The organism is Granulicella sp. S156 (assembly GCF_009766105.1).
Classification (GTDB): Bacteria; Acidobacteriota; Terriglobia; order Terriglobales; family Acidobacteriaceae; genus Granulicella.
Genome location: NZ_LMUH01000026.1, coordinates 187,966 through 203,516, shown reverse-complemented (window position 1 = coordinate 203,516; position 15,551 = coordinate 187,966). Strand labels below are relative to the sequence as shown.

General features: G+C 54.5%; 8 protein-coding genes. 4 read left to right on the top strand and 4 right to left on the bottom strand.

Annotated features, from left to right (window positions below; genetic code table 11):
- Positions 1-51: 51 nt before the first annotated feature.
- The 4 genes from GSQ91_RS22495 to GSQ91_RS22480 all read right to left on the bottom strand — a co-directional run bounded on the left by GSQ91_RS22495 (position 52) and on the right by GSQ91_RS22480 (position 12,180).
- Positions 52-2,115, bottom strand: a complete 2,064-nt coding sequence (locus GSQ91_RS22495) for an alpha-L-arabinofuranosidase C-terminal domain-containing protein (protein WP_254064879.1) — start codon at positions 2,113-2,115, stop codon at positions 52-54.
- 156 nt (positions 2,116-2,271) lie between these two features.
- Positions 2,272-5,898, bottom strand: coding sequence for a TonB-dependent receptor (locus GSQ91_RS22490; protein ID WP_158824000.1), 3,627 nt, complete (start codon positions 5,896-5,898; stop codon positions 2,272-2,274).
- A gap of 566 nt (positions 5,899-6,464) precedes the next feature.
- Positions 6,465-8,585 carry an arabinofuranosidase catalytic domain-containing protein gene (locus GSQ91_RS22485; protein ID WP_158823999.1) on the bottom strand — a complete coding sequence of 707 codons (2,121 nt, stop codon included), beginning with the start codon at positions 8,583-8,585 and terminating at the stop codon, positions 6,465-6,467.
- A 685-nt stretch (positions 8,586-9,270) separates the two neighbouring features.
- Positions 9,271-12,180, bottom strand: a complete 2,910-nt coding sequence (locus tag GSQ91_RS22480) for a glycoside hydrolase family 2 TIM barrel-domain containing protein (protein WP_158823998.1) — start codon at positions 12,178-12,180, stop codon at positions 9,271-9,273.
- Between the two features lie 349 nt (positions 12,181-12,529).
- Here GSQ91_RS22480 and GSQ91_RS22475 point away from each other — a divergent pair, with 349 nt between their 5' ends.
- From GSQ91_RS22475 to GSQ91_RS22460, 4 genes are read left to right on the top strand one after another with little or no spacing between them, the layout of a single operon-like run.
- A complete protein-coding gene (locus GSQ91_RS22475; protein ID WP_158823997.1) occupies positions 12,530-12,901 on the top strand; it encodes an NADH-quinone oxidoreductase subunit A in 372 nt (123 codons plus the stop codon).
- Positions 12,902-12,925: 24 nt separating this feature from the next.
- On the top strand, positions 12,926-13,567 hold the full coding sequence (locus GSQ91_RS22470) for an NADH-quinone oxidoreductase subunit B (protein ID WP_158823996.1): 642 nt from the start codon (positions 12,926-12,928) through the stop codon (positions 13,565-13,567).
- Positions 13,548-14,156 (top strand): NADH-quinone oxidoreductase subunit C, encoded by a 609-nt coding sequence (locus GSQ91_RS22465; RefSeq protein ID WP_158823995.1) that lies wholly within the window; start codon positions 13,548-13,550, stop codon positions 14,154-14,156. Before GSQ91_RS22470 ends, GSQ91_RS22465 begins: the two co-directional genes overlap by 20 nt.
- Positions 14,153-15,310 carry an NADH-quinone oxidoreductase subunit D gene (locus tag GSQ91_RS22460; RefSeq protein ID WP_158823994.1) on the top strand — a complete coding sequence of 386 codons (1,158 nt, stop codon included), beginning with the start codon at positions 14,153-14,155 and terminating at the stop codon, positions 15,308-15,310. The genes GSQ91_RS22465 and GSQ91_RS22460 overlap by 4 nt, the downstream gene beginning before the upstream one ends.
- The last annotated feature ends 241 nt before the right edge of the window (positions 15,311-15,551 follow it).

The following is a 15,551-nucleotide window of genomic DNA, read 5'->3' as shown; positions in this document are numbered from 1 at the left end:
CTCACTCTTCCTTGAGTCCGCCACGTGAACCCTTCACCTTGGCGGTAGGTCTCAATTCTTGAGTGGAATTTCTATCACCGTCACGCTGGCGTTCGGAAAGGTGTAGGACTGTTTAGCCGAGAATCTCGCGGCATGTGTCACAGCGGTCACACGGTCCGGGTTGTATTCGTCGTTCTCGGCAAGGATGCCGTCGCCGGCGATGGTCGTCACCTGAGCGAGCCCACTATCCACTCCAAAGGCACTAAGGTCGATGACAGCGGATTCAGGACGTGTAACATGGCGATTGACGCACAACAGCAACAGCCTGCTTCCGTCGTCGGATAGGGCCGCGACTACATCGAGATACGGTGCACCCACGATCTCTGGTAGCTGAGTGAGTCCCTTCGAGATATTGAAGGTTGGCGAAGTGGAGTCGACCCTGAGGAGGGTGCGGGGCTTTGCCTTTGCGTAGGCACGCAGCACCCAGTAGGCGGGCGAGGCATATACCTGCCCCCGGTTCTTCCATATCCCACCAAACTCGAGGATTCCCGTCATATTGGCGATCGACACAGCATCCGAGTTACGCATCATCGCATTCAGGAATCCGCCGGCAAAAACGGCGCCTCCCATATTGTTGTAGTTCGGTACCGAATGGCTGTTGGCAATCATCAGCCATTCGGTAAAGGCAAACTGCACCTTGGGCCGGTGAGCCTCCACAGCCTGCTGCTTCATCGCATGGATTCGATCTGACAGCCCCCAGGGGACGGCGAGCATCGCCATCGTGCGGAATTCGTTTGTAGCCTCGGGAAGAAGCACATTTTCGGTCACGATGAAGTGACTGGAAAGATAATCGAAGCTGTCAGCAGGATTTGTAAGCTGCTGCGCGTTCCACTCCTGAAACTGACCTCCGTCACCACCGGTCGCAATCAGATGAGCGTTCGGATCAACCTTGTGGACAGCGTTGCTATTCGCCAGGGTTGTAGCAGCAGCGAGCGACGCCGCAGGATAGCCCACCTGGTAGTCTCCCCAAAGTTCATTCCCCAGTTCCCAGGTTAGGCCTCCGCGATGATCGGCCCAATGAGCATTGACGAAGCTGACCCAATCAGCCGCTTCGCTCGGTGTTCCTGTACCCAGATTCAGTGCAATCTGCGGCTTTGCCTGGATGAGCTCGCAGAAGCGGAGGAACTCGCCTGTGCCGAAGGTGTTGTACTCCGGTATGCCCCAGGCCAGATTCAATTTACTAACGCGAGTGTCCAGTGGCCCAACGCCGTCATGCCAGTTATACGCGGAGGTGAAGTTGCCTCCGAAGCGAACCGCCGGGGAATGTAGTTCCCGTGCCAGCGTCAGCACCTCTGGATCCATGCCATCCACCGCGTCGTCAGGGTTCAAACCGATGTTGTCCACGAGCACACGAGCATCGCCCTCGAGAGAGATCACCAGGTCTACAGGTTCAAGGGGTGCCACTTGTCCCGATTTCAACTCGAGGTGAAAGGTGTACTTCGCCCAGGCATCCGATGGCGCCTGCACGACACTTGCAGCAAGCACTTCCGTTGGATGTGCGTGACGGCGCAAGGAGAGCTTCACCTTATCGTCCCCATCGACATGCTTCAGCCACAGGCTGCCGCTGTACTTCAGCTCGCGCTGGACAGGAAGGTACACCTGCTCCAGCATGCCCACCTCCTTGTCCGGAAGTGACATCAGGAGAATGGATTGTGCAGAATTCGCCGCATCTCCTCGCACGGGAGCATAACGGCTGCCCTCGGCTGCATAGAGCGGCTCCCATGGGGTTGGCAAACCGAGTGACGATGCTGCGCGAAGTTCGGCGTGGGCATTCCACTGTGCTTCTAGATTCTCCGCAGACCAGAGTCCTTCTTCAAAGGAGGGGTTCTCCACAACGTTGGCCCAAAGGCCGCCGTATGTGGAATGACCAATTGGTTCCAGAAAACTTCCAAAAAGAGTGGATGCTATATCCTGCCGCGTACCGGGACGACTGACTCGAATCACGATCGGCCTGGCCTGCCCCCCCGTCGAAGACTCCGACATCTGAGACCAAGCGAGGGATGCCGCTGATACCGCGAAACAAAGTAACGTAAAAAACTTGATGAGCGCTACTGCCGATTTACCGAGGATCTTCATATTCAATGATTTTTTCTTTCGTACATAAAACGAGGATCGAGAAGACGAGGATCGATGCCATCCCATCGGGACAATAGCGTACCATCTGGTTCTTGGAAAGCCGAAGAAGCGCTGAGCCAGGCAGTCATAACTGCCTGGCTCGGCGCTCCAGCATTATCAGAAACTGACACGAGCCGTGAACTGCACGTTCCTTGGGAGGGCAACGGTTGAAGTCGGCACACCAAAAGAAGAGTCCGTTGGATTTGTGTCCGGCACCGCGAACTGGTGGCGATTGAGTACATTCAACAACTCTCCCTTGAACACAAAAGTCACACCGTCGCGGATCGGCGTGGTCTTCGATATGCTCACGTCCTCGTTGAAAAATTTCTGGCTCCTCACCTCTCCTGTGTTCCTTGGCATGTTGCCAAAGGTATAGGCTCCGGTACCCCGGACAGCAGTACTGTTGGGATCAATAAAGGCAGCAGGATTGAAGTAGCTATTCCTCCCTGGGATAAATGGATTGAGATGACCTGAACGGTAGGCCGCGCTCGCAAGAGACTGTGCTGGATTGCGGTTGTAACGTATGTCGTTATCCCAACCGGGAATTGAGGTTGCGCAGCAGAATTCCACCGTTTGCCCGGACTCGTAACGCTGAACCGTACCGACCTCCCAACCTCCAGCAATGTAGTTCGAAAGTCCGTGGTTCAGGTATGCCTTTCCTTTGCCAAAGGGCAATTGATACAGCGGGGCTAGCACAACGGTTTGTGGCAGGTCTTCTGCGGCGAGAGCCTTTTCCTGGTGAAGATTGGTCGGATTCTGTATGTTCGTTGGGACTACGCCCGGAACCGCGCTTTCGGCATCCGTCAGATTCTTCTCCCAGGTGTAGGAGGCCTGCAAAGAGAATCCATTGCGGAAGCGCCGGCTAAGAGATACAAGGAGCGCATTGTAAGTCGACATACCTACGTTCTGGAGGCAGCAGCCTGAGTCGATCGCAGAATACTGAGCGAAAGGACGAAGGGCGTGATTGATTGGCGCTCCTGCACCCCACAAGGAGAAGAACCCTGAAAATGGGGCAGCCACTCCCACAGTGTTCCCTGCTACACCGGCATTCAGTTCATTGCCCAGGCTGAACGCACTCAAAGGAATATTGTTGATGTTCTGCAGAGTCGAACGAAGATTCTGCGCCTTGTTGCCCAGATAGCCGACTTCGAGGATGAGGTCCTGTGCAAGCTGCTGCTGAAGCTGGAAGCTCCACTCAAAGAGTTCCGCAGGTTTGCCGAATGAGGACTTGATGTAATTGTCGCTCAGGGGCTGACCGTTGAAGATGCCTGGGTCCAGATTGGGCGGTTGGGCATAGGCGGGGAAACCCTTATCGCTCAAGAACGATGGCGAAAAGCCATCACTGCTTGTGAACACAGGCTGAATCTTGTAACCAGCATTCATGCCATTGCCGTCATCGGCATACAGCAGCGGACCATAGACAATAGCCGCCCCACCGCGAAACACGGTCAATCCATTTGAATACGGAGTAAACGCGAATCCGACTCGAGGTGCAATATCCTTGTAGTAGGTGTCAGCCCAACGAGTATTTCCTTTGTACGTTGTACCGAAGACGAGAGCTCCTGGGATGCCATACTCTGGATCGATCGCTGTAGGGCTGAAATTGGACGTGTTGTTGTGGGCTTCCGTGCGAGGGACATCCACATCCCAGCGGACACCCAGGTTCAAGGTCAACTTGTCGCTAACCTTTAAGTCATCCTGGGCAAACAACGCATAGTAGAACGATGTCCATCGCGGCTGCGTCGAATTCACTCCTGCACCAAAGTTGCCGTTTGAGACCTGACCGAGGAGAAGGCTTGCCAGGCTGTTACCGTCAAGCTCCGAATTCGAAGGATCCGATGCCGTCTGCGCGCGATCGTAGGTCAGGGTAGATGTTGGATAGGACAGCGGTGAAAACTGCTGAATACGGAAATCTCCCCCGAACTTTAAGTTGTTACGCCCTTTGGCTATGCTTACGCTGTCATTGAAACGGAACCCGCTGTCAACCCAATCATTGTTCAACGAATTGCCCAAGTTGCGGTATTGATCCCGAGAGTCGAAATTGACACCTGGAAAGTTTTTGGAAAAAGGTGCATTGGAAATTCCAAGTTGCTGCGTGTAATTGATGTTGTTAAAGGTCGGATAGGCAAAGTTGGAGCTGTTCGTGTGGTTATAGCCGAAATTGAAGTGGTTCAAAACGTTGGGTGTAATGATGAAGTCCCAACCAGCGCGGCCAAGATGAGTCTCGAAGTTCTGCTGCCAGGTACCAGAATCTTCAGGATAAGGAAGAAGGGGCGTTGCGCAGCAGGTGCGGAGATTGTCACGTGTAGAGTAAGACACAAAAATTTTGTGCCGGGGCGAAGGGCTGGCATCGATCCGAACGGTGTACGTGCTGTTCGTAATCGGGATCGAACTGGCATAAAAGTAGTTGTTATAAAGACCAGACGTCGTGGGAGCAGGAATGTGATTGAGGATGTTCTTCCCTACCACACTGAAACTCTGCTGCGGAATCACGTTTCCCTTGAAGGCGGACCGGCATGGTGTTCCATTCACAATCCGTTGTGTTGAAGGGTCGAATATCTCACCGGGATAAACTGGCAGGCCATCACAAGGATTAATAGCCGTGCTGCCAGTGGCCGGCGGTGCCGCCGGATTGTAAAGATCTGTAAAATCCCCTCCTCGTTCGGCAAGAGTCGGCACACTGCTGATCTGCGTTCCCCCGACTCTCCGCTTGAGTTGCTCCCAGGCGAAAAAGAAGAAGAGCTTATCGGTACCACTGAAGACATGCGGAATACTTACCGGGCCACCTAGTGTTCCTCCATAATCATTTTGCTTGTCGTCTGGCCTTCTATACAGGCTGGCGCACTGAGGAGTATTGTTCGGGCCCGCGCAGTTCAAGGCTAGATTTCCATTATTGAACCAGGTGTTTGCGTCGAGCGCTTCATTCCTGAAGATGTCGAAGATCGTACCGTGATAGTTGTTCGTGCCTCCCTTTGTCACGAAGCTCTCGATGCCACCGGTATTCCGCCCATACTCCGCCGCGGGAATGCCGGTCGTAATCTTGAACTCCTGAATTGCTTCCACGGATGGCGACTCTTCATCGAACGAGGAACCATTTTCACTTCTCGTCTGGCTTGCTCCATCGAGCAGGTCTTCGTTGGCAAACGACTGTCCGCCCGCGATCTTCAAGGTATAAATGCCGTTGAAGCTGTTCCCCGACCCAGGGCCTGTTGTCCCGGGCAGCAAGAATTCAAAAGCTTCCGGCGAGCGAAAAGCACCAACTCCACCAAGCGCAAGTGGCAGGTCTATGATCTGCCGAAACTGTATGGTTCCACTAACGTCAGATGATTGCGTCTCAACGTTCGGCGCGGAAGCATCCACGTTGATCGTCGTATCGCTGCTGCCCGCCTTAAGCGTCAGATTCAGGGCGGACACATCTCCGATCGTAATCTGTACTCCATGCTGGACGAGCGTCGAAAAACCAGTAGCTGATGCCGTGACATCATAGGAGCCCAGATTCAGCTCGGGAAGGCGATAGGAACCTTCAGCGCTCGAAACCGTGGCTCGCGTTACGCCTGTATTGGGGTCGCGAACGGTGATCTTAGCTCCCGGAATCGCCGCTCCCGACTGGTCCAGAACGCTTCCTGACAGAGATCCTCGTACCGATTGTGCAAGGGCTACATAAGACGGGAAGAGGATACCTCCTGAAGCCAGGATCATGCAGGTCCCAACCAGTATCCCGATCATGCTGCTCAACTTCTTCATCGTGTTGCCTCCTGAAATACTTCATACCAATGGCCGGTCGAGTTCTACTGCACTGCGATGGCTACGCAGTACCTGTTGATTCAACAGAGATCCTGATCTTCGATGACACAATTCTCACCGGTAGAGACTGAACCGCAGACTTGAGTTCATCTCGAATTTTGTTATTTTTCCAACACGGACGCTATATGTTCCAATACACCACTCGCAAGATGTCTTATGAACCAAAATGTATTGGTTCAAATGCATCAATGCATTTTGGTGCAGAGCTAAGCCACGAAGAGGGAGTAAAGCAGCCCACCTCCGAACCTTTTGAGTTTGATTAAAGGACTGGTATCGAGCTGTGCTTCGAAATGCTCAACCAGCGCTATGCGTGCAACTCGCCCCTCATGGATATCTCCTAGTGGTGAACGGCGACAACTATCGCCTCAAGCAGAGCAGCCGCAAACGAATCAACCTGTAGATCGCTGAACGCTCCCCAAAACGAACCTCGGGGTAGAAGGGATCTTTCGTTACACTCAAGATCCCCTTCTACCCCGCGTACGGCACAACAACTATTGATATCCCTCTCAATTCGGAGTTACGCTGACGTATCTCCACTGGGCAGACGTGCCATATGTTCGCACCCCAGCTTGTCCTGAGGAAAAGCTGCAATCCGTCACAGCAACATCATTGATCGGGGTCGAAGAGTTTATAGGTTGTGCAGTTAACCTGATCTGGCAGCCAACAATCTGTGCCGTGAGATGAATCCAGGTATTAGCAGGCGCAGCATGAAGAGGAGCAGCTGCCAACTGAGTCCAACCATAGCTCTCCTTCCCAATTTCGATATATCCCGAGCTGTCGATTCCTAAATAGTAAGCATCCACAGAATCAGTGCCAACGGCCGGATTCGTCGCACGCACCAGGAAACCCGCATCTCCACTGCTGGTTGTAAGATCGAGATCGCCGGTTATCGTGAAATTGTTAGAGGTAGGCCCGCCGATTGATTTGTCGCCGTTCGTATCAGTTGCCGAATTGATGTAGTTTTCGCCGGATAGAGACCAGGTTCCGTCATATGTTGTCCAGCCTGCCGGTCCTGTGACCGCCGCAAACGGAGCATAGTAAGGTAATGTGGAACTCCCTCCTAAGGTCACGTTGATATTGCGCCAGGCTGCCGACGTAAGATGGCTGCGAACTCCAACCGCGCCTGTTGTGTTGGTACAGCCGGTATCGGTATAGGTGAATCCAGTCACCGTAGTCGATCCAACCGGTTGAGCAGAAACAGTGAGAGTACAGCCCACGGCTTGCGCGGTGAGGTGATACCACGTATTCGTTGATACGCCACCGGGCAATGCCGCGGTCTGTAGTGCCGTCCAACCATAGCTTTCACGACCGAGAACTAAAATGCCACTAGTCGCGTCCACGCCCACATAGTAGCCATCTAAGGAGTCGAGCCCCGCCGCCGGATTGGTCACACGGAAGTTCAACCCAGCATCGCCCCCGCTGGTCGTAATCTGCACATCTCCCTGCAATGTGTAGTTATCCCACGTCGGCGACCCGGTAACGGCCTTGTCACCGTTGTTATCGACTGTACTGTTTACGTATGAACCTCCAGACACGGACCAGTTGCCGTTATACGTGGCCCATCCCGATGCAGAACCACTTCCAAATCCGTCATGATAAGGGAGCATACCCGCGTAGCCGGCCGAGACGATATTAGCCTGAACAGCATTCATAGTCGTACTGGAAGGAACACCTGACGTCATGACACCTTCGAAGAAGGACCCTATCGTCGTGTCGCTGTTATCCCCGCCAATGCCAAGAATGATGGCTCCCTCCTGTTGCATCGGCGAGTACCCACTTGGAAGAGCTACCGAACCGGTAGTAGTAAGGCTTCCCGATTGAGCATTGCCCTGGTAGATGGTGTAGTTATGCTGCCCATCGTTTGAGCCCATCGCAGTCACAAACGGAGTCCCGTCGGTTACCGCCAAATTGCCATAAATGCCATTCTCCATATCGAGTCCTGCAACTGGAGAGCATGGATTGCCAGAACAGATAATGTTGATCGCATCCATGTGGCCGGCATTATTATCACGGTTGTTTGTCTCAGCATTGCCAAAGTCGAAGCAGCATCCACCGTTGAGATGAGCACCCGAGCTCACCATATATACCCCCTCAGGCTGACCATTTACCGCAATGCCCGTGGTCGCATCGTTGCGATATCCCATACCAGATTGAAAGTACATTCCATATACTTTATGTCCACCTGCAGATACCGGCAGCGTAGCTGCAAAGGCCGGAAGATCTTGGCCGCCTGGACCAGCGCCGCTTGCTGCGCCGCCTGGAGGGGCGAGGGTGAGGTTGTTATGGTTGGAGGACTGATCGTAAACTTCGGTGATCGTACAGGTGGTGTTGGCGCAAAAACTGTCCTGCGTAGCGGCATTCGCATAGCCATCGGAAAGAATTCCGATATTACTCGTGGTGTTGTCTGACAGACGTGTCACCTGATATAGCGAACCTGTATACGAGGCATATAGTGCTCTGGTTGTGCTGAATGCAGCAACACAAGGTGTGGCCCCTGCATAGATGTCGCACGGACCATTCGATCTTGCTTGTGCCGAGCAAACATTAGCCAAACTAATGGCGAGGACAGCGACAAGCACTATCCTGAATAAGATTTTTCCGTACACCGATTGTGACTTGATTCTCATAAGCTTTTACCTGGCTCCTTCACTTGGTGTTAGCTATCGCAGCCTCGATACTGAAGCCATCCTCCGCACCATACACAAAGGGCTCTTATAATTGAGCCTGAACTGGCTTATGTGGCTCTATATTGGAAGCCCTATGCGGCTAATTGTGGGGGTGCTTCGATAATTACGAGGTCGCAGTTAAGTACGTCTCTCAGAAATAACTCTTTCTTTGACCATGAGAAATGTAGGCGTGACAGGTGCGGCCGTCAATGGGATGATTGAACTGATTTTTTTTAGTTCAAAAGAACTATGTTTGCGCCATGAAACAAATAATGGCCATTCTTTATTTTCAAATATGCGGGATAATTTGGCTCAGCATGCGTACGCAAAATAATCTTTTAATGCCGGACTTTGTGATAGATCAAGGCTGTCCAATCTACGTCGGCAATCGATGGCCAGTTAGCACTTCATCAAGGTTTTCTCTCTCCCGACTCAACACAAACCCGTGTCCCCTCGACCAGAGTCTGCATCCCCGCAGATGGTGCGAACACCATGGCCACACGGGGAGATCTTGAGCCACCCTTAGCACTCTTGAGACCCACTACGGATTATTAAAAGTTCCGATTATGCGCGGCGTATTAGGGGTGTCGAACTCAATTGAGCGAAGACGGCGGTAGCGGGAAGCACTCCTATCGAACAGGTAATCTCACCGTGCCAGCAACTTTCCAAAATACAGACTGATGTTTCCCTTGTACTCGCCTTTAGCTATCGCTGCCTGCCCCGAAGGCCCCATGGATTGCGGTCCTCCAAATTTGTTGCCAATTGCTGGGATGCCATGAAGAAAGGAAACTCCGGCATTTGGGAACGGCACGGCAACTTGTCCTAGCAGATTTGTGGGCGGGGTCTTCGGAGTAAAGACCTGCACGTAGATTGGAGAGTCGCGCTGTTGGCCTACCATCACGGTAATCGGGCCTTCCGAGGTATTGAACTGCACCCAGCGCACACCAGCGTAGAACCCCTTGAAAATCGGATAGTCGAAGTGCTCTCCGGGTTTCAGGTCGTCTGGATCTCCGACCATGGTGTTGTTATACGGCCTGTTCCAGACGTCAAGAGTGCCACCGGCGAGGCGATTCTGATAGACCGGAGCAGGCCCATCACCAAGGAATCGCATGCCTTTAACAGCAGCTTCGGGATAGTCGAATCCGATGCCGAAGTATTCCTCGGCGCCACTCATGTCATAGACATAGTCGATGGACAACCAGCCATTGGGTTTGAGACGGTAGGTGAGCGATTTCATCGGTCCGTCGAACGCGGCGGAGATGATTAAGTCGTTGCCGTCAGTTTCATGGCTTATAGACCTGAGCCTGGACTCCGGTGCAAGGGCAGGTGGCGGAGACGGCGGATCTTGCTTGCGTGGAGGAGCGCTCCTTGGGCTCATCGCCACTACGCGAGGGCCGCTGGCAAGGGAAAAGGACTTGCCATGCCGAGAGGCGGAGATTAATAGGCCGCTGGTCTTGCTTATTCGTAACGACAGGTCACCCGCAGTCGCCGTAATAGTGTCACCGGATTCGGTGGCAGTCGGCTTTGCTGCTCCAACGGAGTGCTCTAGTTGGTCCAATCGGCTCTCGAGACTGTCGATAGGCCAGACATAGGTCTGAATCACGCGACCCGTGGCGTCCTTAATGAGAAGCCGAGTGGCATCGGGTGTTCTCTTGGCACTGCGAACGGAGGTTGGAGCAGGCGGTCCCCAATCGTCCCAACTTGCCGATGAACCCGGTGCCAGCGAACGGCCGTGATCGGTCCGAGATGCCAGCACCACCGAACCGGAAGCGGTGTCATTAGGTTGGCGAAAGGCGATCGTCTGCCATTCGAAGGTGCATTGGTCGGCATTGGTGAAAGCGTAACGGTTTGTTACGGTGAAGGAGTGCGAAGCGCCGTCAGGCGGCGTCACGATGATGGGCGACCAAAGCTGCTTGACGGTGTAGAAGCTTGCTTCCCGTTCACGATATGGGCCGACAATGCCATCGGGGGCTTGGTTGCCGGCGGAGTCGAGAATGCCGCCCTTGTCCACGCGTTTCACATCTTCATCCACAAACGACCAGATAAATCCTCCAGCGCCGGCCTTGCTCTTGAGAATGGCATCCCAATAGTCACTCAGCCCCGCTCCGGCTCCGCCGTCATAGAGGCCGTGCAGCATCTCCGTTGGGAAAAAGACAGGATCATTGGCGAGCTTTTGCTGCAGCAGCTCATAGTTTGGATAGTGTTTGGTATCGACGATACCCGGAGGATAGGCCGCCCAAGGGTGCAGAACCACACGTTTCCCCGGGTCGTACTTTGAATACTCTCCATCGAGATCGAAATTGAACCCGCCTTCATTGCCGTTGTCCCAGAAGAGGATCGAAGGATGGTTTACGTCATGCTCCACCATCTCCTTGACCAGCTTCTTGCCGATGTCAGTGTCGTAATGCGCCTGCCAGCCCGCGATTTCATCGAGTACGTATAGGCCAAGTTCGTCACAGGCATCGAGGAAGTGGCGGTCCGGCGGATAGTGACTGGAACGAACTGCGTTGCCGTTCATTTCTTTGATGAGGTTGACGTCGTCTCTGGAGATCTGCTCGGACAGAGTCCGGCCGGAATCGGGCCAGAATGAGTGACGGGCGACCCCCTTCAGGAAGACGCGATTACTGTTCACAAACAGGCCTTGTCCGGGGCGGAGTTCAATGGTGCGGAATCCAAACTTCTGATGCACTGTGTGCACGACGGCATCGCCTAATTTCAGCCGCACTTCGAGCTGGTAGAGGTTCGGCGTCTCAGCAGTCCAGAGTCGCGGATTGAGAATCTTTCCGGCAAGGCGGGTTCCTCCATTGAGGGTGACATCCTTCGCTGTTACAGGATCGCCAACAGGCGTGCCGTTTATGTCGAGCACCTGCATCTCCACGGAGGCGATGAGACTTTTCGGGGCTGCTGGGCGCGTATCGGAGAGCGTGACATCGACACCCAGGGAGCCCTCAGCGGTCGCGTTGATGGCCACGTGATCGACAAATGTCTTGGGGACGGCCTCGAGATAAACCGGCCGGAAGATGCCGGCGTAGTTCCAGAAATCGCCGCGGCGCTCCGCGTGATTGACGGACTCATTCATCGAGTCATCGTCGACGTCCACCTGGATCTCATTCTGCTGACCCGCTGGCCTAAGGAGACTCGTGATGTCGTACTTGAAGGCGTAATAGCCGCCCTGATGCATGGGGCCGGCCGATTGACCGTTGATGGTAACCCGGGCATCGGTCATAACACCTTCAAACTTGACGAAAATGGTTTTGTCTCGCCAGACCACAGGCGTGGTAAAGGTGCGCTTGTAGATACCATGAACGCGAGGCCACCCGCCTGCTGGAGTGATCCGGCCATAGGTATAGATGCCAAAGCCTTGCAGCTCCCAGTTGGATGGGACACCGATAGTCGACCATTTGTCGGCGTTTTGCCCCTTATCGCACTTGAACTCCCACTTGACGGGATCGTCCTTACCCAGGCCGGATAGGTACTGGGTTTCAGTCTCAGCGGCTCTCGCTACCGAAGCCAGAAGAAAGATCAACAAAGCAGTATAGTGAGCCAACGAACGCATCAGAAACCCCCGAACGCCACAATCCAGAACCGATCAATTGTGACATGTGCCATTTTCATGGGACCAGCGCGAAATCATGACAAGCTCTAGCGAGACACAGTCATACGATTGGGTAATTTCATAGTTGCTGCCCCGAAAGCGGACTGCGGAAACTCCGTCTTCGATTCTTTCTGCACCCTCATTCCATGGCAGATAGCGGCCTCAAACTGGGCCCCCCTCCATTCCGAAATTCAATTTCAGACTCGACTTCAGATCAGGCGCGAGGCATATCAGCCAGCAAAATCGGTGGCAATGCGTCAACAGGCACCGTGCGGCTATCGCCCAAATCTGCTACCGTGATTTTGAAGACATGGCGAACGACTCCTACCTGCCGATTTTTGTTCTGCTCATTGGGGCTCTCGGTTTTGCGGTTGCCCCGCTTGCACTGGCATGGCTCTGGGCCAAAAAGTTTTCTCCAGCCAAGCCCGGCCAATCCAAAAATGCAGTCTATGAGTGCGGCCTTGAAGCCAAGGGCGATGCGTGGGTCCAGTTCAGTCCGGGCTATTACCTTTACGCCATCATCTTTCTCGTCTTCGATGTCGAAGTCGTCTTCCTCCTGCCCTTCGCCACAGCCTTCACTCACTTCGGCATAGGAGAATGTCTCTCCATGCTTACTTTCCTCTTGCTGTTGATCGAAGGTCTTGCCTGGGCTTGGCAGAAGAACGTCCTCACTTGGTCATAAGATCGAACTCTCGAAGGTCCCTCCATGGATGAAGCACTCAAACACGAGCTAGGCCGCCAGGGCGTCATCGCCACCACCATGCAGGAGCTCTACAATTGGGGCCGCAAAAGCTCGCTCTGGCCGCTCAACTTTGGCCTCGCCTGTTGTGCCATCGAAATGATTGCCACCACCATGGCACGCTATGACCTCGCCCGTTTCGGGGCGGAAGTCTTTCGTCCGTCGCCCCGCCAGGCCGACCTCATGATTGTCGCCGGCACCATCACCAAAAAGATGGCACCGCAAATCGTCCGCCTCTATAACCAGATGCCCGAGCCCAAGTACGTCATCTCCATGGGCGCCTGCGCCATCTCCGGCGGCCCATTCAAACAGGGATACAACGTCCTCAAGGGCATCGATCGCTATATCCCCATTGACATTTACATTCCCGGCTGCCCGCCGCGTCCCGAAGCTCTTCTCGAAGGCTTCATGGAACTGCAAAAGAAAATCGAGGTGCAGCCATTAACCGGCGACAACCGTCCCCGCCATCTCAACGCCGCCGAGCCCAGTGAATTTCCAATTCCCAAATTCGGGGAGCATGATCTGGAACCGTCAAAAAATCCTGACGTCTGGCACCCCCCGCTCGTCAACATCTCCCTGGCTGGTAACGATGACTCTGGAATCGCTTAAACCCGAAATCGAAGCGAATGTCCCCGGCTGCCGCCTGGAGATCATTCCCAATCCCAGCCCTTCTGCGCAGCACTCGTTGCTCATCGACGCAGAACACGCGCTTGCCGTTGCCACATTCCTCCGCGATGCTCCGCATCTCCGCTTCGATTACTGCTCTAACGTCACTGGCGTCGACTGGCCCGCGCCCACTCTCGCGCCAAGCAAAGCCACGGAAACCGGCGAAGCAGTCGAAAGCACTGAAGCTCCGGCGACGGGGCATCTCGAAGTCGTCTATCACCTCTACTCCATGGAGCTGAAACACGGTCCGGTCATCCTGCGCATGCGCACACAGGATCGCGCCACACGCGTCCATCTGCCTTCACTCATCGCGGTATGGCGTAGCGTCGACTTTCAGGAACGCGAAGTCTTCGATCTCTTCGGCGTCATCTTCGACGGCCATCCTGATCTTCGCCGCCTCCTCATGTGGGAGGAGTTTACCGACTTCCCCATGCGCCGCGACTACGTCGAACCGGACGATTACGAGTACGAGCCCACCGCGCACGACAAGGTCCTCCTCAAAACCACGCAGCATCATGGAGGCACCGCATGAGCGTCCTCGCCGAGTTCCCTTCTGCCGCACACCTGACGCCATCCGCCGATGGCGATTCGCAGCTTCTTGAAGTCTCCATGGGACCGCAGCACCCGTCCACGCATGGCGTCTTCCGCATGGATGTCGTCCTCGATGGTGAAACCGTAGTCAAGCTCAAACCCATCTTCGGCTACCTCCATCGCAATCACGAAAAAATCGCCGAGGATGAAACCTATCTCGGCTCCATGCCCTACACCGATCGCCTCGACTACTTCTGCTCGCTCACCAACAACTGGGCCTATGCGCTCGCCGTGGAAACTCTCGCGGGCGTTCAGGTTCCAGAGCGCGCGCAATACCTTCGCGTTATCACCGCCGAGCTCACCCGCCTGCAAAACCACGCTTCGCTCGTCGGCTTCCTCATGCAGGACATGGGCGCCAGCGGCACACCGCTCATGTACGCCTTCCGCGAGCGCGAAAAAATCCTGGACCTCTTTGAAGCCCTCACCGGCGCACGCATGATGTGTAACTACATGCGTTTCGGTGGCTGCCGGGTCGACCTTCCCGCCGGCTGGCTCGAGGAAGCGAAGCAGGTCGTCGCGGCCTTCCCCCGTTTCCTCGACGAGTACGAAACTCTTCTCGTTGGCAATGAAATCATTATGGCCCGCACCCAGGGTGTCGGCGTTCTTTCTAAAGAACTGGCGATCAACGCCGGCATCACCGGTCCCGTCCTCCGTGCCTGCGGCGTCAACTACGACCTCCGCAAGGTAGACAAGTACGGCATCTACGATCGTTTCAACTTCCGCATCCCGCTGGGCGATCACGGTGATGTCTACGACCGCTACATGATTCGCATGCTCGAAATGCGAGAATCGATCAAAATTCTCGAGCAGGCGATGCGTGATCTCCCCGAAGGCCCCTTCACCGACCCGAAGACCAAGGTCCGCAACTTCCGCCCCAAACCAGGCGAAGCCTACGGCCGCATCGAGGCCCCCAAGGGAGAATTGGGTTTTTATCTCATCAGCGACGGCACACCCAACCCCTACCGCTACCGCGTCCGCCCACCTAGCCTCATCAACCTCACCGTCCTCGAAGACATGTGCCTCGGCCGTAATGTAGCCGACGTAGTCATCATCCTTGGCAGCATCGATATCGTCATGGGCGAGGTAGATCGCTAAAAAGTATCGCTGGACACACTCAATTGGAGTAGAGTTAGATCGCGCAATATTGCACTATTTTTTTCGCAGGGAAAACAGATAGATGCTTGGGAATGGCCTCCTAAAAGGACTAGCAGAGACAGCCCGAAACTTTTTCGGCAGCTATGTCGATAAAGATCGCCTCACCACCATCCAGTTCCCCGAGGAGCGCGCCCCGCGCATCGAAGCCTCTCGCAACTTCCCTTTTCTCGTCTACGACGGC

Bases quoted from the DNA above. Each gene is read 5' to 3' on its own strand.
- GSQ91_RS22460 (WP_158823994.1), top strand. From the start codon at position 14,153: ATGAGCGTCCTCGCCGAGTTCCCTTCTGCCGCACACCTGACGCCATCC.
- GSQ91_RS22480 (WP_158823998.1), bottom strand. From the start codon at position 12,180: ATGCGTTCGTTGGCTCACTATACTGCTTTGTTGATCTTTCTTCTGGCT.
- GSQ91_RS22490 (WP_158824000.1), bottom strand. From the start codon at position 5,898: ATGAAGAAGTTGAGCAGCATGATCGGGATACTGGTTGGGACCTGCATG.
- GSQ91_RS22485 (WP_158823999.1), bottom strand. From the start codon at position 8,585: ATGAGAATCAAGTCACAATCGGTGTACGGAAAAATCTTATTCAGGATA.
- GSQ91_RS22465 (WP_158823995.1), top strand. From the start codon at position 13,548: ATGACTCTGGAATCGCTTAAACCCGAAATCGAAGCGAATGTCCCCGGC.
- GSQ91_RS22470 (WP_158823996.1), top strand. From the start codon at position 12,926: ATGGATGAAGCACTCAAACACGAGCTAGGCCGCCAGGGCGTCATCGCC.
- GSQ91_RS22475 (WP_158823997.1), top strand. From the start codon at position 12,530: ATGGCGAACGACTCCTACCTGCCGATTTTTGTTCTGCTCATTGGGGCT.
- GSQ91_RS22495 (WP_254064879.1), bottom strand. From the start codon at position 2,115: ATGAAGATCCTCGGTAAATCGGCAGTAGCGCTCATCAAGTTTTTTACG.